Here is a 20,715-nt window from a genome sequence, read left to right as displayed (position 1 = left end):
GTTTAAAATTGCCAGTCACTGAGATTAGTTTTTTGTTCCATCGCTTTTTCGATTGAGTCGTCTAACTTCGGAAAGAAATCAATTCCTGTACTAGCTTCTAAAGCATCAAGTGTAATTACAAATTCGTTTAAGTTTTTTGTGCTTTCGCTATGCGGAATTAAAAAAGCTACACACGTATACCCAGAATTCGTTTTGCGCAAAACCACTTTATAAAACGCTCTGGGGACGAAAACACTTTCACTGCCTATTGTTTTTAGCGGATTATTTAAAACTCCTGCGGTAACCACAGTAATTGTATCATATTCCCTAGCCCAATCACGTACTTGATTCTCTAAACGATTCCAGATGCCGCTATTAAACTCGTGCAATTGCGGACTAATATTACTCGTTAAAAACGTTTCATTATACGCCTGCGTACTGAATTTACGATCACCTGCAGGACACAAATGCCCCCTATCGTAACCACTGTTCTTATAGTTTCGCCAGTTTGCAGCTCCTGTGCTCACAGCAGGATCTATATCAAAATAAGGTCTTGACTGGTCTTCTCCACGAAGCTGATCTTTAGTAAGTGTATAAGCAACCCAGGCTGCCTGTTCAGCTTCTTCATTATAGCTTAAACTGTAATAGTTGTGATGAACTATAGTGTTTGCTTCAGATTGTGGTAAAAAATAAGATAATTCTGCCGCCTTAATAACTCTGCCAGTAGCTACAAACTCTGTATTCTCTTGTTTCTCTAAGTATTTTTCACCTATATAAATCGCAGCAATAGCGAGCATCATGACAAGGGGATAGGTGTACTTTCTATTCATAATTTTTTAATTAACGCCTTTTACATCAAGTGCATCACGCAGAGCATTACCCATTAACATAAATGCCATTACTAAACTCATAATAGCAAGACCAGGAATTATAGCAAGATAAGCTTTACCTAAAATGATGTAGCTATAGTGATCTTTTATCATTGCACCCCAACTTGGGATAGGTGGCTGTGCTCCTATACCCAGAAAACTTAAACCGCTTTCAATCAAAATAGCTCCTGCAAAATTTGCAGCACTTATAACAATTACTGGAGCAAGAATATTCGGTAGTATATGTTTAAAAAGAATACGCATATTTTTATATCCCAAAGCTCTTGCTGCGGTGACATATTGTGCTTCTTTAACACTCAAAACCTGCCCTCTCACCACACGAGCTACCTCGACCCACATTGTGAGTCCTACAGCAATAAAAACCTGCCAAAAACCTTTTCCAAGGGCTAATGTTATTGCAATAACTAGAAGCAATGTTGGTATTGACCAGGTTACATTAATAATCCACATTATAAATGCATCTAGTTTACCACCATAGTATCCACCAATTGCTCCTAAGAAAATACCAATTATTAAGGAAATTAAAACAGCAACAAAACCTATACTAAAAGAGATACGCGTACCTATAAGCATTCTACTCAAAAGATCTCTCCCATATTTATCTGTACCTAATAAATACGTCTTTTTTTTGATAAACTGATCTTCAAAATCAAACTTACTAATAGACTGTAAATTAAAATCTGATAAGGGAATGGCTTTAGTCAACTCGGTAACACCATCTTCTGTATAAGGTATATATTCGACTTCTTTATCTAAAATTTTATAACTAAAAATAGGTATTTCTGTATCTGTATTTGACTTACCATTTAAACCTGTTTTCACAAAACTCTCCTCAACACTTTTAGGTCCGGGTATAGTTAATATAGTAACTGTAAAGCCGGGCTTTTTAGAATGAATTGAAAGATGCATTTGATTTGCATTCTGAGTATCATCTGGAGCTAATAAGTAGGCAAAAACAGCCACTAAACCACAAAGCGTAATATATATTAAACTCAAAACGCCCCAGAAATTTTTTAAAAATTTCTGGAGCGCTAATTGAGATAAAGAACTTGAATGATCTGCCATAGGTTAATCCCTAACGTCAGCCAGTTTGCTTCTTCTAATATTATTTACTTTTAAGTCTTCTAACACGTTAATAGCTTCTTCCATATAAACGTCCTTAGCTAATTCTGTATGCCAGCGCTCTCTCTTCTGAGCAAGGGTTGAATCTGATTTAAATAATTGAGTCTCGTAAGGCAGTGATTTAAAAGTAAGATTAGAGTTATACTCTCTTAAACCATCAAAACGTTTTGCTTCAGCTACGTTAATTTCCATCTTAGATTTATAAGCTTCAAAATTAAGTGGCCATACTGAATCATCTTGCTTGCTTTTAATCCATTTAGCGTTCTCTTCTACAAGTTTTAAGTACTCGTTTTGAGCCATTCTCTTTTTACTGCTGTTTATAGTTTGATCGTAATCTATATAACCCTCCCATACTTTATAATCTGCCGCGGCAATTTTATCCCACGGTAACGGATTCTCAAGATCTTTCTCCCCTATATCAATATAGCTATACTTGTCTGGCACAACTACATCACTCTTTACTCCCTCAAGTTGAGTAGAACCTCCATTAATACGATAGAATTTCTGAGTAGTTATCTTTAAGGCACCCATATCTCCTAAATCATTCTGGCGCAACCAGCGATTAAGGTCATATACATTTTGTACGGTTCCCTTACCATAAGTTTGCTTACTACCTAAAATAACAGCTCTCTTATAATCTTGCATTGCTGCAGCAAGAATCTCACTAGCCGAAGCAGAAATCTCATTTACTAAAATTACTAAAGGCTTATCCCAGATAATTTCTGGATCTTTATCTTGTAAAATTTCACTTTCAGCACCATTAGATTTTACCTGTACTACAGGTCCTTCTTTTATAAATAAACCGGCGATATCAACAACTGTAGAAAGTGAACCCCCACCGTTATTACGCAAATCTATTACAAGACCATCTGCTCCTTCTTCATTAAGTCTAATGATTTCTTTTTTCACATCTGTGGCTGCATTACGCTCTTCGGCGTTTTGCATATCAAAATAGAACTTAGGCAAATTGATTACCCCGTAAGTGCGATCATTTTTCTCAACTGTAGTTGATTTTGCGTAAGTTTCTTCTAACTCCACAACATCTCGAGTAATCGCAATATTTTTTATCGTACCATCTTTTTTCTTTACGTTTAAAGTAACCACAGTACCTTTAGGGCCTTTAATAAGTTCTACCGCATCATCAAGTCTCATACCCACAACGCTGGTAGCAACCTCTTCCTTCTCTTGTTTTACTTTTAGAATAATATCGCCTTCTTCAAGCTCTTCGGCTCTCCAGGCAGGACCTCCCGAAATAACTTCAGTAATACTTATTTCGTTACTTTTTTTCTGAAGACGCGCACCTATACCTTGAAACTGGCCACTCATCTGCATGTCAAAACGATCTTTGTCTACAGGTGCGAAATAAGCGGTGTGAGGATCAAATTCTTCAACTATAGAATTTATATAAACCGAAAAATAATCTTCACGATCAAAATCATCTGTAAACTCAAAATATTCGATATATGATTTTTTTGTACTCTCGCGAGATTCTTTTTCAAGTTCTGTATTGCTAAGTGCTTTATATCCTGTTGAATCTTTTTCTTTTTTAGTTTCTTCTTCAATACGATCGTAATAAACACCTATCGTACTAAATTTCAACTGGCTTCTCCAACGATCCTTAAGCTCTTTCCTATTTTTAGCATACTCAAGATTTTCATAGTCTGTATCTATAGTCTCGTTATCTGTGTAGTCAAACGGCTTATCGAGAATATCTACATAAATCTCTTTAGATTCTTCCATACGTTGTCTTAAACGCGTGTAAGCTAAATCAAAAAAAGTAATATCTTCTTTTCGAATCTGATCATCTATCTGAAATTTATAAGCCTCAAACTCTTTAATATCGCTTTGTAGAAAGTAGCGTTTTAAAGGATCAAGTGCTGTCACAAAATCTTTAAAAACCTGTTCAGAAAACTCATCATTAAATTCTTTAGCATCATAATGGCCCTTTTCCAGAACATACGATATCAAGCTAATGAGAACTTTATCTTTTCCCGGATCTTCATTATTTGTTGTAAAACTGCAAGACGCAGCTCCCAACAATAATGCTAAAACCAGAACCTTCACATTTTTTATCATAATTCGTTGCATTTTCTTCTTTTTACTAGCAAGCTACATTAAAAACCGTGCCACGACCCTAAGTTTACGCTAATAATTTGTTAAACGTTAGCCCTAGCAATGGCTTGGTAATTTAGTATTTTAGCGCTAGAAAGCAAAACTTATATGGCTCAGCAAAAACCCTTAATATTAATTACCAACGACGATGGCATTACCGCCCCTGGCATTCGCAAACTTATTAACATCATGCAAGAAATAGGCGATGTCGTTGTAGTAGCCCCTGACAGTCCGCAAAGCGGAATGGGTCACGCTATAACAGTAAATGACACTATTTATTGTGATCCTGTAAAGGAATTTCAAGACGAAAACCATAAAGAATACAGTTGCTCGGGTACTCCTGCAGACTGTGTAAAGATCGCTGTACAGGAAATTATGCACCGCAAACCAGATATTTGTGTTAGCGGTATTAATCACGGTTCAAACTCCTCGATTAATGTGATTTATTCTGGTACAATGAGTGCCGCGGTAGAAGCCGGCGTAGAAGGCATTCCTGCGATTGGCTTTTCATTACTCGACTATTCTATAGATGCAGATTTTTCGCATTGCGATACCTTTGTAAAAAGCATAACCTTACAAGTCCTTAAAAACGGATTACCTAAAGGTGTAGTGCTCAATGTAAATATTCCAAAACTTAAAGCCAGTGAAATTTGCGGAATTAAAGTAGGAAGACAAGCAAAAGCACAGTGGAAAGAGAAGTTTGACAAGCGTACAAATCCTATGGGCCGAGATTATTACTGGCTTAGCGGCGAGTTTGTAAATGAAGATAAAGGAGAAGATACAGATGAGTGGGCTTTAGCTAATGGTTATGTTTCGGTGGTACCAGTACAGTTTGACCTTACAGCTCACGATTTTGTAGCAACATTAAAAAAATGGAGTTTTAACTCTTAAGTTTCCGATAGGCATAACTAATTAAACTAAAATCTCGTGAAATATTATATTATAGCCGGTGAAGCAAGTGGTGATTTGCACGCTGCAAACCTGATGAAATCACTTTTAGTTGAAGACACTAATGCTAATTTTAGATTTTGGGGTGGTGATCTTATGCAAAAAGTAGGTGGCACACTCGTTAAGCACTACCGAGATTTAGCCTTTATGGGGTTTCTGGAAGTAATTATGAACCTGCGCACTATTACTAAAAACCTCGCATTTTGTAAAAAAGATATCGCCAGCTATAATCCTGACGTTATTATCTATGTTGATTATCCTGGTTTTAATCTGCGCATTGCCCAATGGGCTCGTGTAAAAGGCTATAAAAATCATTATTACATTTCGCCACAAATCTGGGCCTGGAAGGAAAACAGAATAAAAGCTATTAAAAGAGATGTTGATGCGATGTATGTCATACTTCCTTTTGAAAAAGAATTCTATGAGGAAAAACATAATTTCCCAGTTCATTTTGTAGGACATCCTTTAATAGATGAGATAATATCTAGAAACCCTATTTCACCACAAGACTTTAGAACACAAAATAATTTAGATGATAGACCTATAATCGCCCTTTTACCGGGCAGCCGAAAACAGGAAATTCAAAAAATGCTCGAGATTATGCTTAGTGTAACTCCAGATTTTAAAGAGTATCAGTTTGTAATAGGCGGTGCACCAAGTCAGGATCAAGAGTTTTACGAACCTTTTTTACAGAAAAATAGGGTTCATCTATTAATGAATCAAACCTATAATCTACTTGATGTTTCTTATGCAGCACTGGTAACATCAGGAACTGCAACTTTAGAAACTGCTCTTTTTAAAGTTCCGGAAGTGGTTTGTTATAAGGGAGGTAAAATTTCTTACGAAATTGCGAAGCGAGTTATTAAACTCAATTACATATCTTTAGTTAATTTAATTATGAATAAAGAGGTAGTAAAAGAGCTTATTCAATCTGAGTTCAATACTAAAACTTTAAAAACGGCGTTGACCTCTATCTTGCAGGAAGAAAACCGCAAAACTCTTTTCAATTCTTATTATGAATTAGAGAAGAATTTAGGCGGAAGAGGAGCCAGCGACAAGACAGCCAAATTAATTTTTAACAGTATTTCTTAAGCTTTATGATCAGAGTCTTTTTTGCCCTATTGTTAAGTCTAGCACTTATTAGCTGCGGAAGCAGTCACAAAAGTATTACTACAACTGCAAAACCTACTAAAAAAACACGGTACGTTCAGCAGGATACAAAACCTATAATAAGTAAACCGGCAACTAAACGAGACTTTATTTACCTCTCTGAAATTGAAGTAGCAGACGAAAACAGATTACGCTACAACATCATAAACAATGCACGGCAATTTGAAGGTACTCCTTATAAATATGGAGGCACTTCGGAAAAGGGTATGGACTGTAGCGGTTTAATTTACACTGCATTTTTACAGGAATCTGTAGCAATCCCAAGAGTAAGCCGTTCAATGGCTGAAGAAGGAGAACGTGTTGCCGCAGATAATGTAACCCCCGGTGACTTACTCTTTTTTGTTACAGGTCGTAAAAGCAAACATATAAACCACGTAGGTCTTGTTGTTGATGTTTTACCCGGGCAAGTTTTATTTATACACTCTTCTACTTCGCAAGGCGTAATTGTATCTTCTCTTAACGAAGGTTATTGGAACAATGCTTTTAAAGAAGCCCGAAAATACATGTAACTAATTGATTTTTTGAGTAGTATTGCAAATAATCTCTTATAAAATTGGGATTATTTAATCTGTGAAAGGAATAAATACTACCATCCTAATTCTTCTTGCCGGACTTTTAGCCAGCATTTTGTGTGAGCCCTATTTCCCATTATCTGCTAAAACGCTTTTTTTATTTTTTGCAGCAGTAGCACTTCTATTTACAACCGTACATTTTATTCTGAAACTCAAAAAAGCACGCCATACTATATCAGGTGTTTTGGCTTTTGTACTTTTTATGTGTTTGGGGGTTTTGACCACTCAGCTCAATGATCCACTTAAAGAGAACACTCATTATACTCAAGAATCTACAGCAACTAACTCTAACAATCTCATTCTTACCATTACCGAAGAACTCAACCCGGGCTTCTATGACGGAAAATATGTAGCACGCCTAAATCAGTCTGATTCTGTTTATACTTCAGGGCTGGTACTTTTAAACGTCACAAAAGATAGTACAGTAAAACATTCAAAATTACAGGTAGATGATAGGATTTATATAAATCAAAAGCTAGAAAAACTTACTCCTGCGCGCAATCCCTATCAATTTGATTATTCAGCATACCTTAATAGAAAACATATTTACGCACAGATTACCACTTCTTCAAAAGAAGTGGTATGTCTCAAAAACCAGAAAATAACACTAAAGGGTTATGCGGCTAAAAGCCGATCTTATCTGCAACAAAAATTAGCTAAGTATAAATTCCATAAAGATTCTAGAGCTGTACTTAATGCACTTCTTCTGGGGCAGCGTCAGGAGCTTTCAAGCGATTTGCAAGAAAGTTACAGCAATGTTGGAGTAATTCATATTCTCGCTGTCTCGGGATTACACGTAGGCATTCTTATGCTTATAATACAATTCTTACTGAAGCCACTAGGCAATTACAAATCAAGCCGAATTTTACGCTGTATATTAATTATCACTCTCATCTGGGCTTTTGCTTTATTTACCGGCCTATCTCCATCTGTATTGCGCGCAGCAACTATGTTTAGCTTTATACAAATAGGCCTATTACTAAACCAGCGACAAGCTTCATTAAATGCTTTAATAATCTCCGCATTTCTATTAATTCTAATTAACCCGGTTTTAATTTATGAAGTGGGATTTCAGCTGAGTTATGCAGCGGTATTTTTTATCATCTGGTTGTATCCCAAGTTCGAAAAGCTGTGGCAGCCTAAAAATAAATTTCTAAAATACTACTGGCAGCTTATTGTAGTAAGCATCACTGCCCAAATAGGCGTTTTACCCCTTAGCCTCTTTTATTTTCATCAGTTTCCGGGACTGTTTTTAGTGGCAAATATGATAATACTGCCTGTTCTGGGTGTACTGCTGATTTTTGGTATTATAATACTCCTTCTTGCTGGTTTAAATATGCTCCCTGGCTCTTTAGCTTCAGCGTATGATTTTTTGCTAACCGTATTGAATTCGGTAATACGTTACCTTGCTCAGTTTGATTCCTTTCTAATTACTAATATATATTTTTCAATACTCCTTATATTTATAGGATATACACTTATTTTTTCCTTCGGAAGACTTGTAGATAATATCAACTATTCACGCATTTGTTTATTTTTAGTTACACTCCTAATACTTCCTGTTTGCCTTATAATTTTAAAGCAACAACAATCTACCTCCTTCTATGTATTACATCAATACAATTCGAGTCTTTTAGCAATACAAGATTTAAATAAAAACCTTGTGTTTTATTTACCTAAAGACCAAAATTTATCAGAGTATATTGTTAAAAATTTTCAAGAAAATCAGTTTGTAAATAACATTCAAAATGAACAAATTAAAGATTTCTACGTGGTAAACTCCAAGAAAATTTTACGCATTGATAGTCTTGGCATTTATAATATTCAAGGTTTAAAACCAGATTACATTCTCCTAAGCCAATCTCCCAAAATCAATCTTGACCGATTGATACAGCAGTTTCCTAAAATTAAAATTATTTCTGACGGTAGTAATTATAGAAGTTATGTGCAACGCTGGGAAGCTACGTGTAGAAAAAAGAAAATCCCATTTCACAATACCTATGAGATGGGATTTTATAAAATAAATTAATAGCATTACTAGCCTTTAAATTTACTTTCAAATTTAGATTGATATTCTTGCCATGCTTCAGCAGTTGTGATGCGTTTATAAGCATCAGTCTTAATCATTTTTAAAAAAATCTCTAATTGCTGCGGTGTTTTATAACCAGGAAGTGGTTGAATTAAATTTCCTTTTTCATCAAAAAAGACTACACTAGGATAAGCGTTTATTTTTAAGGCATGAGCAAATAAATGTTGACTGTTACGCCCTTTTCTATTAGGATCATAATTAGGATTTGTATAAGTAAAATCCTGATATTTTATAGATTCTGTTCCTTCAGCATTAAATTTTACTGCATAATAATTTGCATTTACATATGCTGCTACATCTTTGTTCTGGAACGTGTTCTGATCTAATAATTTACACGGTCCGCACCAGTCTGTGTAAACATCCATGAAAATTTTACGAGGTTCATTTTTCTGAGCTTTGAGTGCTTCGTTGAAAGACATCCATTTAATTGCTTTTTGAGCAGTTACAGCTGTTGAACCTAAAACTATAAGTAATGCAGCTATTAGTAATTTTTGCATAATATCATTTTAAAAGAGAATTTCAAAAAGCAGACCGTTTTAGTGAATTCCGTGCATTAATTTTTTCAATAAAGGGTGTAAGAGTATAATAAGTACACCCGCCCCACCCGGAATAAAGAAAAATAATAAGAAGAATGTAGATAGCGAGTACTCTGCCGTAATTTGATCTATCATCCCGCCACTGCTTCCTGCAAGTTTATTACCTATCGCAATTGCAAGATACCACACTCCATACATCATCGCAATCATTCTTCCGGGAACCAGCTTACTCACATAAGATAATCCTACCGGCGATAGACAAAGCTCTCCCATAGTATGAAAAAAATAGGCCAGTACAAGCCATATAATGCTAACTGCTGCAACTTTTGCACCTTGTGGAATATCACTTGCACCATAAGCTAAAGCAGCAAAACCTACTCCTAAAAGGATAAGACCTATGCCATATTTAACCGCAACACTTGGGTTGTATTTGCTCTCCCATAATTTTGAAAATAATGGTGCAAATATTATTATAAAAAGTGAATTTAAAACGCTAAACCATGAAGCTGGTACTTCTGGTGCTTCAGCAGTATATTGCTCATAAAGCATTGTAATTACTAACGCCCATATAATGACAAAGCTTCCTCCAAGTATAAGGTTTGCAAGTTTATATTTTCCGAAGGTTTGTTTAAAAAGCATCCATAAAACCCAGGTTATTACACACAATGGAACTATTGTAATTAGCGTATTTGCTATTCTGAATATAGTACCCGCACTACCTTCTAAAACACGATCTGTATAATCATTAGCAAAAATGGTCATCGATCCTCCAGCCTGCTCAAAAGCAGCCCAGAAAAATATGGTGAAAAAGGCAAATATCGAAACCGCAATCATACGATCACGTACTACAGGTGCATATCTAGTGATTCTGGAAACCAATAATATTAAAAATATGACCAGAGCAAATAAGATCATAAAATTGCTTCCGGATAATGGCCCTACTTCAAAATCAAAAACATTAGTCCCTCCTATTTTAGACATTGGGTCATTAATAATCCAAACCAGACCTATGATAGCGCTTATTGCAATAAATACTTTATCAATAGTCGAAAATGGATTTAATTTTATGGAAGCATCAAGACTTACCTCATCCTCATCGTTTTTCACAGGCTTCTTTCCTACTTCACCAAAAATGTTTTGTGCAAAATAAAATTGAAGCATACCGGCAAACATAAAAACACCAGCAAGACCGAAGCCCCAATGCCACCCCCATTGTTCACCGGTATAACCGCATAATAAAATACCTAGAAACGCTCCGGCATTTACACCCATATAATAAATGGTATAAGCACCATCTTTTTTGTGCTCGTGGTTCTCATACATCTGAGAAATGATAGAAGTCATTGTAGGTTTAAAAAAGCCGTTACCCACTACTAAGAAAAATAAACCCAGGTATAATGCAAAATGTGTATCTACCGTCATTGCAGCGTGACCCAGGGTCATCAACAAAGCTCCTATTACAACCGCTCGCCTATAACCAATTATTTTATCTGCTATATAACCTCCTAAAATAGGAGTTAGATAAACTAATGACGTGTAGGTACCATACAACGCCAGTGCGTGCTCTCGAGGCCAGGCCCAACCCTCGTCAAAAAGAGAAGCTGTTAAAAATAAAACTAGAAGTGCACGCATTCCGTAATAGGAAAAACGCTCCCACATTTCAGTAAAGAATAAAACAAATAATCCGGCGGGATGACCCAACACCGGATTTTTGAAAAATTGTTCTGTAGATGATGTAGCCATCGTAATCTAAATCTAATTAATTGTTGATTTTAGGATTTGCAAGTTCATAATCTTCTTGCTCTAAAATCTCTCGCTCATTATCTTCTGCGCCGTGGGTAAGTCTCTTTAATGGTTTTAAAGCCAAAATAAATACAATCCCTATTGCGCTTGTAAATATTAAAATACCCAGGAATACAGAGTATTCACCAAATTCACTTGCTGATTCTCCAATAAGACCTGCAACTTTATTACCAAGACCTGTGGCTGCAAAATATACACCCATAAGTAGCGAAGCATATTTAACCGGTGCGAGTTTTGTAATAAAAGAAAGCGTTACCGGCGAGATACAAAGTTCTCCTATAGTATGAAACAGATATGCAAACACTAACCAAAGCATACTAGACGTACCGGACTTTTCAAATTCCATAACAGCAAAAACCATAAATAAGAAGCCAAAGCCCATTATAATAATACCCATTGCCATTTTTAAAATTGAGCTAGCTTCTTTTCCTTTAAGTTTTCGCTTAGCCCAATAGTTAGCTACTATCGTAGCAAAAATGATGATGAAACCGGCATTTAAACTTTGAAACATTACGGTAGGCACTTCCCATCCAAATAACATTCGGTCTGTTTTAGAGTCTGTGTATAAATTCATCAAACCACCGGCTTGCTCAAATGCGCCCCAGAATATGATTGTCATAATAAAAGAAAGCAACAAGACCATAAAACGATCTTTGAAAATGCGTGATGGAAGATCTTTATAAATCATCATCATCAAAGCGGCTATTGCTGTTATAAATAAAAATAAAAGACCAAATCCCCAGTCCATAAAATACCAGCCTACAATTGAAAGAATTATTAAAATACCTGTAACTGCAAGTTGCATTGGAGATCTAAATAGTTCTCCATAAAGTTTTCCGTAGGAAATCTCGTCCTCTTTACTTTCAGCTTTTAATAAGCTACCTACATTTTTTAAATACTTTTGACCATACAAATACACAATTAACCCTAGTACCATAGCAATACCCGCAAGACCAAACCCTGCGTGCCATCCATATTCCGCTACTACAAAGCCAATGACTAAAGTTGCAATAAGTGAACCTGTATTTATACCTATATAAAAAATGCTAAATCCTTTATCTCTTCTAATATCTCCTTCTCTGTATAGGCCACCTACCATTGTAGAGATATTAGGTTTTAACAAACCTACTCCAGCAATTACAAGACCCAGACCGGTATAAAAAGCCCAGACATCTGTAAGTACCAGAACGCCGTGACCTATACATAAAATCACAGCACCTAAGAGAACAGCCTTTTTCTGACCTATTAATTTATCTGCAATCATACCTCCCGGTATTGAAGCTACGTAAACTAGCATGGTGTACCAGCCGTATAAAGCTAAAGCTTCCTGATCTGTCCACCCTAACCCTGTTCCTCTAGCATCTGTTCCCTGAATAGTTGAAGCAGTCATATAAAGTACCAACAATGCACGCATCCCGTAATAGGAAAAACGCTCCCACATTTCTGTGAAAAATAAAATGTATAGTCCTACCGGATGTCCAAACAATTCTTTCTGCTTGGTAAACTGTGCTGATTGTGCCATTAGGTTGTTTTATAAATTTTCTTTAATAAAATTAGTCATCTTTGTATACAGGTGTAAACGTGTATTTCCACCATAAATACCGTGATTTTTATCTGGATAAATAGCCCAATCAAATTGCTTATTTGCCTGAACTAATGCTTCAATTAAGCGCATTGTATTCTGTACATGTACATTATCATCTGCACTACCGTGTACCAGTAAAAATTTACCTTTTAACTTATCTACGTGAGATAATGGTGAATTCATATCATAACCACTAGCGTTGTCCTGAGGCGTTGTCATGTAACGTTCTGTGTAGATAGAATCGTAAAATCTCCAGCTGGTAACCGGTGCTACGGCTATTGCCATTTTAAACGTATCGGCTCCCTGAAAAATACAATTAGAAGCCATAAAGCCGCCATAACTCCATCCCCAGATTCCTATGCGATTTGCATCAACGTAGTCGCGCTTACCTAATGCCTTTGCGGCAGCAATCTGATCTTCTACCTCATATTTACCCAATTCGTTTTGAGTCATTTTCTTAAAATCTCTCCCTTTAAGACCGGTACCGCGAGGGTCAACACACACCACAATATAACCTTCCTGAGCCAGCATTTGAAACCAGTAGCCATTACCACCATCCCAACTATTAGCCACACTTTGAGAACCAGGCCCAGAGTATTGTGTCATAAAAACAGGATATTTTTTAGATGCATCAAAATCTTTCGGTTTAATCATGTATGCATTAAGCTCTTCACCATTTATAGCTAATGTGAAGAATTCTTTTTCAGAAATCACATAGTCAGAAAATTGATCTTTAAGCTCTTGATTGTCTTTTATCTTACGTATTAGCTTTCCGTCTTTTGCATCGTGTAATGTAAAAACGTACGGAGTTGAAGCATCTGAAAAACTATTTATATAGTACGTAAAATTTGTACTAAAATCTGCAGAATTAGTACCTGCTTTAGTTGAAAGTGATTTTTTATCCTTTCCATTTATTTTTACAGAATATACACCACGATTTATAGAACCGTTTTCTGAACTTTGGTAAAAAACACGTTTACTTTTTGCATCGTAACCATAATAACTGGTTACTTCCCAATTTCCTTTTGTAACCTGACTCTTTAATTTTCCGTTTTTGTCATAGTGATAAATGTGGTTCCAGCCATCTTTTTCACTCGTCCATAAAAAATCATTATCATCTAAAAAAGTAAGATTATCTGTTACATCAACATAAGCGTCATCTTTATCTGAAAGTATCAGTTTTGCTTTCCCTGACGCACCATCTACAAAAATTAAATTTATATCGTTTTGCTTACGACTTGTAGTTTGCACTGCCAAAACGTTAGCGTCTGGCGTCCACTCTAGTCTGGGAATGTAATAATTTTGAAAACCGCTTAAGTCAATAGTTTTAGTTTCGGCGGTAGCCAAATCATAAATATGAAGACTTACTACAGCGTTGTTTTCTCCTGCTTTAGGATATTTAAAGGTATCCTTTGAAGGATATAATTCACTCCCAAAAACATCCATACTAAATTCAGGAACTTCGGCCTCATCAAAACGAATGAAAGCAATCTTATTTCCATCTGCATTCCAGTCAAAAGCTCTTACAAAAGAAAATTCCTCTTCATAAACCCAGTCTGTAACACCATTAATAATTTTATTCTTTACACCATCTGTAGTTAACTGCGTAGTTGCTCCCGTAGCTATATCTTTTACATATAAATTATTGTCGAGACCATAAGCCACTTTAGAAGCATCTGGTGAGAATGTAGGCTCCTGTATAGGTTGATCTGAAACCTGTGTCAATTTTTTTGACTCCAGATCATATACATAATAAACACCTAAACTAGAACGACGGTATATAGAACGAAGGTTTGTGCTTAGCAATACTTTAGTTTCATCATTACTTAGGGTATAACCTATAAAATAATCTAAACCTTCAATCTCACTTGAATTAATAATTGTGTTTACCTTTTCTCCGGTTTCATAACTGTAAACATCTAGTGTTTTAATACCTGATTTTCGGTCTGTATTTAAAACTGCATATTCTTTACCATTTTGCATAGGATGCAACCTATCAAGGTATTGCATTCTAAAGGTGCCGTTATAAATTTCTTCAACGCTAATATTTTTCTGTTGTGCTTGAGTTGCTGCGGTAGCAATTAATACAAACAAAAGCAGTACTTTTTTTATATTCATAGTGGAATTTAACTTAAAAATAGACCGCCAATTTTACTAAAAATTAATCAAAAAACCCTGCTTATCGTTGTTAAATACGCAGTCTTTTAGCTAAATACACTAGTATCATTATAATAACTTCAAGTATTAAATCTCGCTTCATAAAATAATTAAACATTACTAAAGCATAACAAAAGGTATAAAAGGCTCAAACATGAGCCAAAATAGTATCTTTACTCATCAATAGTTTTACTTGATTATGCCTCAAACAATACAAGGATTTTCCCGTCTAAGCAAAGAAGAAAAAATAAACTGGCTTGTAGATAATTTTTTACCAGACGCTACTAATGCGGCAGCTACGCTTAAACAGTACTGGAATTCTAATAACCAGTTGCAGCAATTGCACGATGAATTTATAGAAAACACAATTTCAAACTACTATTTACCATTAGGTGTTGCACCTAATTTTGTTATTAATAACAAAACCTTTGCTATACCTATGGCAATTGAAGAAAGTTCTGTTGTTGCAGCGGCAAGTAAAGCAGCAAAATTCTGGATGTCTCGAGGTGGCTTTAAAGCTGAAATACTAGGCACTCAAAAAATAGGACAGGTTCACTTCACTTATACAGGAGAAAACCTACTACTAAATGAATTTTTTGACGATATAGAATCTATTTTATTAGCAGACCTTAAAGAGTTAACGGCCTCTATGGAAAGTCGCGGCGGTGGCGTTACCAGTATTGATCTTGTAAATAAGACAGATTATTTAGAAAATTACTATCAGTTGTATGTAACGTTTGAAACCCTGGATGCAATGGGAGCAAACTTTATCAATTCGTGCCTTGAGCAACTTGCAGAAAGCTGGCAGCGGGAGTTTAATAATCATTTAGCATTTACCGAAAGTAAAGCGGAAATGGTTGTAATTATGAGCATTCTTTCTAATTATGTACCGGGATGTGTGGTACGTGCTGAAGTTTGTTGTGCAGTTAGTGAACTTACTGAAGCAGACGGAATAGATCCTGAAGTATTTGCCTCAAAATTTATACAGGCGGTACGTATCGCAGAGGTAGAAACCTACCGTGCTGTTACCCATAACAAAGGTATTATGAATGGTATTGACGCTGTTGTTCTTGCTACCGGAAATGATTTTAGAGCAATTGAAGCCGGTGCTCACGCCTATGCAGCGAGAAACGGGAGCTACTCAAGCCTTACTCACGCTACGGTTGAAAATGGAATATTTAGATTCTGGATAGAAATACCTCTGGCTCTAGGAACAGTAGGTGGCCTTACAAAATTGCATCCGCTTGTAAAACTGAATCTTGAAATGCTGGGCAACCCGAGTGCACCTCAGCTTATGGAAATTATCGCAGTGGCAGGTCTGGCTCAAAATTTTGGAGCGATAAAATCACTCACCACAACCGGCATTCAAAAAGGACATATGAAGATGCACCTTATGAATATGTTAAATCAAGTTGGAGCTACAAATTCAGAAAAAGCGAAGGCAGTAAATCACTTTAAAACTCACAAAGTAACCCATAGCGCAGTTGATTTGTTTATCAAAAATGCTCGTACCTAATAGATTATGAAATTAACTTTCAGCCTGTTATTTTTTATTTTTTTAGTTAGCCTGTGTCCCGCTCAAGAGCTTTCTAATGATTTAAAAACCAAAATTAAGCAAGCGCAGCAGGCTCATCAAATACCGGCAATTGCAGTTAGTTTAATTACACCAGACTCAATATTTAGTTATGTAAATGGCAAAGCAAGATTCTCAAAAAAGGAGCAAATTTCTAAAAACGCTAAATTCCATTTAGGGTCTAATACAAAAGCAATAACCTCTTTTATTGCAATGCGCCTTACTGAGCAAGGAGAAATAAATTGGGGTACACCTTTCTTTAAATTATTCCCAGAATTAGAATCAAGCAGTAAATCTGTATATTCTGATATTACTTTAGGTGACTTATTATCACATAATGCTCAAATACGACCGTATACTAAAGGCTCTGAGCTAACAAAATTTACAAACTTTAAGGGGTCTATTAGTGAAAATAGATATTCATTTTCAAAAAGTGTATTATCAGAAAAAGCCATTAAGAAAGGAACTTATTCTAATGCCGGCTATGTGTTAGCAGCTCTAATGCTAGAACGAGCTTCAGGTAAAACCTACCGGGAATTAGTAGATCAAACTATGCAGGAATTAGATTTAGAGTACTTCATAGGATTTCCCAATAAAGAAAACGCTACATATCCCTGGGGACATTGGGATCAAAAGGGAGTATTTGAAGCTCTCTCACCAGAGCACGATTATAAATTACCAGATTATATGTCTAGTGCCGGAGACATTTCTATGAATATACTCGATTACAGCAGATTTATACAGCTACATCTAAAAGGGCTTTTAGGAATGAGTAATTATCTCAATGCAGACGATTATAAATGGTTACATTTTGGTCTGAGTCCGTACGCATATGGCTGGGGAAATGTTATCAAAGATGCTGAAAAAATGAGTTTTCATGATGGTAGCGCAGGTACTTACTACAGCCATACCGTAATCTTACCAAATGAAAAAATAGCCGTTGTAATACTTATGAATACAGCCTCTGCTGAGGCTGTGGAAGCTATTTATAATTTACAGCAACTCATATCTTCACAACCTCAAAAATCTAAGAAATAATATGACCCAGCGATTCTATGGCCACGGAAAACTTCTTATAACCGGAGAGTATCTCGTTTTAGATGGAGCCTTGGCACTGGCTATACCTACTCAAAAAGGACAAATTCTGGTTGTAGAAGACGCTACTACAGAAGGAATAACCTGGGTAAGTCTTAAGTCTTCTGGTGAACTCTGGTTTACTACGCATCTAACCTATGATGATTTAAAAAAATCACTACCCGAACAACCAGCAGATCCTAAAGATCGATTGATTCAACTACTTGCAGCAGCACAGAGTTTGAATTCGCAATTTTTGAAAGACGCAAAAAATATAAAAGTAACCACAACCTTAGAGTTTGAAAGCAATTGGGGACTGGGCTCTTCTTCTACACTCATTTATACACTTGCAGAATGGGCAGAAGTAGACGCATACGCTTTGTTAGATCTAACATTTGGAGGTAGTGGTTATGACATTGCCTGCGCAAGTAATCACACTCCTATTTTGTATCAACTTAAAGATCAAAAACCACGTGTTTTACAAACTCAATTTAATCCTCCATTTGGGGATCAATTGTATTTTATACATCTTAATAAGAAACAAAATAGCAGAGACGCTATCTCAAATTACAGAAAACAACCCAAAGAAAGCCTGGAGAGCGCGATTAACAAGGTTTCCGGTATTAGCGAGACATTACTTAGCTGTGAAGAGCTACTGAGTTTTAGAGCTCTTATAGACGCTCACGAGCGCATCATAGCTTCTGTTTTAAACACACCAACTATAAAGCAACAACTATTTGCAGATTACCACGGAAGCATAAAAAGTTTAGGCGGCTGGGGCGGTGATTTTATTCTAGTGACTGCAAGCCCAGAAGATCTTAATTACTTTAGAAATAAGGGCTATCATACTATAATTTCTTACGGCGATATGGTATTCTAGGATTTAGAAATTTATGTATAAAAAAAGAGCCGCTTAAAAAGCGGCTCTTTTTTTATACAATATGATATACTGATTAATAAAAATCAGCTCTTTTATCTTCAATCTTAGCTGCATCTTTTAATGCTTGTAGAACAGTGAAATTTACATTAGCTCTATCTGCATTATCTTTTTGCATTGCAAAACTAGCATAGTTATCAAGCTTACGAGCAGGAGTAACATTTACTACCTTCACTACATAAACACCTTTATCACCAGCAACAGGGTTTGAAACGCCACCTTTGTCAAGACCAAAAGCAACACCCATAACCTTTGGCTCTGTACCTGCTCCTGCTAATGTAGGATTTTTAAGGTTTACTCCATTTGAAGTTTGAACACTTACATTATTTGCAGATGCAATCGTATTAAGATCTTTACCTGTAATTTTTTTCTTAATCAGTTCAGCTTTTTTCTCATTACGAATAATTGGAGTTACTCGAGGAGAAGCTTGATCTACAGCCATTAATCCTTTTTCAGTTTTAGCAGTAAGTTGTACTACAAGGTAGCCACCTTCTACATTAAAACGCTGTACATCTCCCGTTTTAGTTTCCTCATTAAAAGCCCAACGTATAATCTCACGCTGACTACCCTGACCTGGCAATGTCTCGTCTAAGGCTTTAATACTATTTACAGGTCTTACTGTATAGTTTTCAGCTTTAGCTGCTTCTTCAAAAGAATTTTTATCATCAGACACAGCCATTTGAAATTTTGTAGTTGCATTAAAAACTTCATTAATTGTCTCTTGAGATGGCTCTATTTCTTTAGCAACCGTCGCTAATTTAATAGCGCGTTGCTTATTTTTCTGGTCATCTATTTTGATAACATGATAGCCATATTGAGATTCTACTACCCCTACCTCGCCAGTACTACCATTAAAGATAAAGTCATTAAAAGGCTTTACATATCTTCCTTTAGTCGCGTAACCTAAATCACCGCCTTTTTCTTTACTGCCGTCCGCAGAAAACTCAGGAGCTAATTCTGCAAGTTTTGATGGCGTTGCTTTTATTACTGAAGCAAGACTGTCTGCTAAATTCTTAGCTTCTGCCTTAGATCGTGTTTGGCTAGCTGCATTTGCAAGTCCTTCATAGGTAAGAAGTATGTGAGATGCTTTTACAGAATCAGGTATTTGACTTACGCCAACAACTTTTGATATTTTGTAATACCCATTGTCTTTGTAAGGACCATAAACAGAACCTTCATTTAGACCAAAAAGAGTATCTCCTACAGAACCCGGCAACTCATTTTTAAATAAATAAGCATCAGAATAACGCAAGTCTGAATATTCATTTACAAATTCTTCAGGATTTGTTGTTGCAGCCAGACCACTAACCGTGTCATTAGTTTTTGTTGCAGCTGTATATTCTACACGCTTATTTAAAAGTGAAGAAACACTCCCCTTTAACGCATCTTCGTCAGAAAGAGAAGGAGCTTCAGAAAACATTACATAACGCAAGTTTCTGGTAGCTTCAGATTTAAATTCTGATTTATGATCTTCAAGATAAGCAGCAATATCTTCTTTAGAAACTGTTACCTGATCGTCTGCTATAGAAGCATAAGGGACCTGAACATATTCTAAGTCTCTAAGATTATTTTCTAACTCATAAGCCATTTGACCTTCTTTAAAACTTGTATTTAAACCAGCTTTAATAAGGCTAAAATATATTTGTTGCTGTTCGTTATTTGCTAATTGCTTCTCATAATCTACCCACTGTGCATACATAGTAGGATTTGTAGATTTTAAAGTTGCTACATATTCACGTAACTTTTGCTCACTAAAAACACCGTCATTCTGAAAGTTAGGATCGTTTTGTAAAGCTTCTTTCAATAAATTGTTAATACGATCTTGCTCTACAGTAATACCTAAATCTTCGTACTGCTCATCAAGCAAAATACGACGTACTTCTTGTTCCCAAGCAGCATTTACAGCCTGAGTTGTAGTAATGCCCGCCCCGTAACGTGCAGTCTGGCTTTCAACCAGTCCGGCAAATTCTTGCTGCTCTATATCCTCATCATTTACCGAACCTAGGATACGTTGTGATTTTTGAGTAGAAAAACCACCGTTTTTTAGCACATCTGCCAGTACAAATGCAAATAAAGCCAGTGCTATAATTGCAATTAAAAATACCGAGCGTTGTCTAATCTTGTTTAAAACTGCCATTGTTTATGTGTTTGTCAAATAGTGGGCGAAA

At 36.0% G+C, this 20,715-nt stretch carries 15 protein-coding genes; 7 read left to right on the top strand and 8 right to left on the bottom strand.

Going from position 1 to position 20,715, the window contains the following annotated elements; all coding sequences use genetic code 11:
- Positions 1–2: 2 nt before the first annotated feature.
- From ACIGAM_RS10290 to ACIGAM_RS10280, 3 genes are read right to left on the bottom strand one after another with little or no spacing between them, the layout of a single operon-like run.
- Positions 3–809: a DNA/RNA non-specific endonuclease gene (locus ACIGAM_RS10290; protein WP_396511377.1), complete on the bottom strand. Its 807-nt coding sequence runs from the start codon at positions 807–809 to the stop codon at positions 3–5.
- A 6-nt stretch (positions 810–815) separates the two neighbouring features.
- Positions 816–1,934: an ABC transporter permease gene (locus ACIGAM_RS10285; protein WP_396511376.1), complete on the bottom strand. Its 1,119-nt coding sequence runs from the start codon at positions 1,932–1,934 to the stop codon at positions 816–818.
- Positions 1,935–1,937: 3 nt separating this feature from the next.
- Positions 1,938–4,079, bottom strand: coding sequence for a carboxy terminal-processing peptidase (locus ACIGAM_RS10280; protein WP_396511375.1), 2,142 nt, complete (start codon positions 4,077–4,079; stop codon positions 1,938–1,940).
- A 132-nt stretch (positions 4,080–4,211) separates the two neighbouring features.
- Between ACIGAM_RS10280 and surE the strand changes: the two genes are divergently transcribed.
- The 4 genes from surE to ACIGAM_RS10260 all read left to right on the top strand — a co-directional run bounded on the left by surE (position 4,212) and on the right by ACIGAM_RS10260 (position 8,822).
- The gene (gene surE, locus ACIGAM_RS10275) at positions 4,212–4,994 is read left to right on the top strand and encodes a 5'/3'-nucleotidase SurE (RefSeq protein WP_396511374.1); all 783 of its coding nucleotides are present in this window, start codon (positions 4,212–4,214) and stop codon (positions 4,992–4,994) included.
- 36 nt (positions 4,995–5,030) lie between these two features.
- On the top strand, positions 5,031–6,143 hold the full coding sequence (gene lpxB / locus ACIGAM_RS10270; protein WP_396511373.1) for a lipid-A-disaccharide synthase: 1,113 nt from the start codon (positions 5,031–5,033) through the stop codon (positions 6,141–6,143).
- Between the two features lie 5 nt (positions 6,144–6,148).
- Positions 6,149–6,730 (top strand): C40 family peptidase, encoded by a 582-nt coding sequence (locus tag ACIGAM_RS10265; protein ID WP_396511372.1) that lies wholly within the window; start codon positions 6,149–6,151, stop codon positions 6,728–6,730.
- A 61-nt stretch (positions 6,731–6,791) separates the two neighbouring features.
- Positions 6,792–8,822: a ComEC/Rec2 family competence protein gene (locus ACIGAM_RS10260; protein WP_396511371.1), complete on the top strand. Its 2,031-nt coding sequence runs from the start codon at positions 6,792–6,794 to the stop codon at positions 8,820–8,822.
- 8 nt (positions 8,823–8,830) lie between these two features.
- Here ACIGAM_RS10260 and ACIGAM_RS10255 read toward each other — a convergent pair whose 3' ends face one another.
- The 4 genes from ACIGAM_RS10255 to ACIGAM_RS10240 are packed head-to-tail and all read right to left on the bottom strand — an operon-like array spanning position 8,831 to position 14,924.
- Positions 8,831–9,379, bottom strand: a complete 549-nt coding sequence (locus ACIGAM_RS10255) for a thioredoxin family protein (protein WP_396511370.1) — start codon at positions 9,377–9,379, stop codon at positions 8,831–8,833.
- Between the two features lie 39 nt (positions 9,380–9,418).
- Positions 9,419–11,161, bottom strand: coding sequence for a peptide MFS transporter (locus tag ACIGAM_RS10250; protein ID WP_396511369.1), 1,743 nt, complete (start codon positions 11,159–11,161; stop codon positions 9,419–9,421).
- A 16-nt stretch (positions 11,162–11,177) separates the two neighbouring features.
- On the bottom strand, positions 11,178–12,743 hold the full coding sequence (locus tag ACIGAM_RS10245; protein ID WP_396511368.1) for a peptide MFS transporter: 1,566 nt from the start codon (positions 12,741–12,743) through the stop codon (positions 11,178–11,180).
- Positions 12,744–12,752: 9 nt separating this feature from the next.
- Positions 12,753–14,924: a S9 family peptidase gene (locus tag ACIGAM_RS10240; RefSeq protein WP_396511367.1), complete on the bottom strand. Its 2,172-nt coding sequence runs from the start codon at positions 14,922–14,924 to the stop codon at positions 12,753–12,755.
- Positions 14,925–15,162: 238 nt separating this feature from the next.
- Between ACIGAM_RS10240 and ACIGAM_RS10235 the strand changes: the two genes are divergently transcribed.
- From ACIGAM_RS10235 to ACIGAM_RS10225, 3 genes are read left to right on the top strand one after another with little or no spacing between them, the layout of a single operon-like run.
- Complete coding sequence (locus tag ACIGAM_RS10235) at positions 15,163–16,479, top strand: hydroxymethylglutaryl-CoA reductase, degradative (RefSeq protein ID WP_396511366.1); 1,317 nt, start codon at positions 15,163–15,165, stop codon at positions 16,477–16,479.
- 6 nt (positions 16,480–16,485) lie between these two features.
- Positions 16,486–17,574 carry a serine hydrolase domain-containing protein gene (locus tag ACIGAM_RS10230; protein ID WP_396511365.1) on the top strand — a complete coding sequence of 363 codons (1,089 nt, stop codon included), beginning with the start codon at positions 16,486–16,488 and terminating at the stop codon, positions 17,572–17,574.
- A gap of 1 nt (position 17,575) precedes the next feature.
- Entirely contained in the window at positions 17,576–18,490 is a 915-nt protein-coding gene (locus ACIGAM_RS10225; protein ID WP_396511364.1) for a GYDIA family GHMP kinase, read from the top strand.
- A gap of 73 nt (positions 18,491–18,563) precedes the next feature.
- On the opposite strand, the gene ACIGAM_RS10220 is transcribed toward ACIGAM_RS10225, so the two are convergent.
- Entirely contained in the window at positions 18,564–20,684 is a 2,121-nt protein-coding gene (locus ACIGAM_RS10220) for a peptidylprolyl isomerase (RefSeq protein WP_396511363.1), read from the bottom strand.
- Positions 20,685–20,715: the final 31 nt, after the last annotated feature.

Source organism: Leeuwenhoekiella sp. NPDC079379 (genome assembly GCF_044542075.1).
Classification (GTDB): Bacteria; Bacteroidota; Bacteroidia; order Flavobacteriales; family Flavobacteriaceae; genus Leeuwenhoekiella.
Note: the sequence above shows the minus strand (reverse complement) of the source record. Positions and strands in the feature narration are given on the sequence as shown.

What these genes read in the sequence shown, in the direction of transcription:
- ACIGAM_RS10290 (WP_396511377.1), bottom strand. Translation starts at nt 809, where the DNA reads ATGAATAGAAAGTACACCTATCCCCTTGTCATGATGCTCGCTATTGCT.
- ACIGAM_RS10285 (WP_396511376.1), bottom strand. Translation starts at nt 1,934, where the DNA reads ATGGCAGATCATTCAAGTTCTTTATCTCAATTAGCGCTCCAGAAATTT.
- ACIGAM_RS10280 (WP_396511375.1), bottom strand. Translation starts at nt 4,079, where the DNA reads ATGCAACGAATTATGATAAAAAATGTGAAGGTTCTGGTTTTAGCATTA.
- surE (WP_396511374.1), top strand. Translation starts at nt 4,212, where the DNA reads ATGGCTCAGCAAAAACCCTTAATATTAATTACCAACGACGATGGCATT.
- ACIGAM_RS10265 (WP_396511372.1), top strand. Translation starts at nt 6,149, where the DNA reads ATGATCAGAGTCTTTTTTGCCCTATTGTTAAGTCTAGCACTTATTAGC.
- ACIGAM_RS10255 (WP_396511370.1), bottom strand. Translation starts at nt 9,379, where the DNA reads ATGCAAAAATTACTAATAGCTGCATTACTTATAGTTTTAGGTTCAACA.
- ACIGAM_RS10250 (WP_396511369.1), bottom strand. Translation starts at nt 11,161, where the DNA reads ATGGCTACATCATCTACAGAACAATTTTTCAAAAATCCGGTGTTGGGT.
- ACIGAM_RS10245 (WP_396511368.1), bottom strand. Translation starts at nt 12,743, where the DNA reads ATGGCACAATCAGCACAGTTTACCAAGCAGAAAGAATTGTTTGGACAT.
- ACIGAM_RS10240 (WP_396511367.1), bottom strand. Translation starts at nt 14,924, where the DNA reads ATGAATATAAAAAAAGTACTGCTTTTGTTTGTATTAATTGCTACCGCA.
- ACIGAM_RS10235 (WP_396511366.1), top strand. Translation starts at nt 15,163, where the DNA reads ATGCCTCAAACAATACAAGGATTTTCCCGTCTAAGCAAAGAAGAAAAA.
- ACIGAM_RS10230 (WP_396511365.1), top strand. Translation starts at nt 16,486, where the DNA reads ATGAAATTAACTTTCAGCCTGTTATTTTTTATTTTTTTAGTTAGCCTG.
- ACIGAM_RS10225 (WP_396511364.1), top strand. Translation starts at nt 17,576, where the DNA reads ATGACCCAGCGATTCTATGGCCACGGAAAACTTCTTATAACCGGAGAG.
- ACIGAM_RS10220 (WP_396511363.1), bottom strand. Translation starts at nt 20,684, where the DNA reads ATGGCAGTTTTAAACAAGATTAGACAACGCTCGGTATTTTTAATTGCA.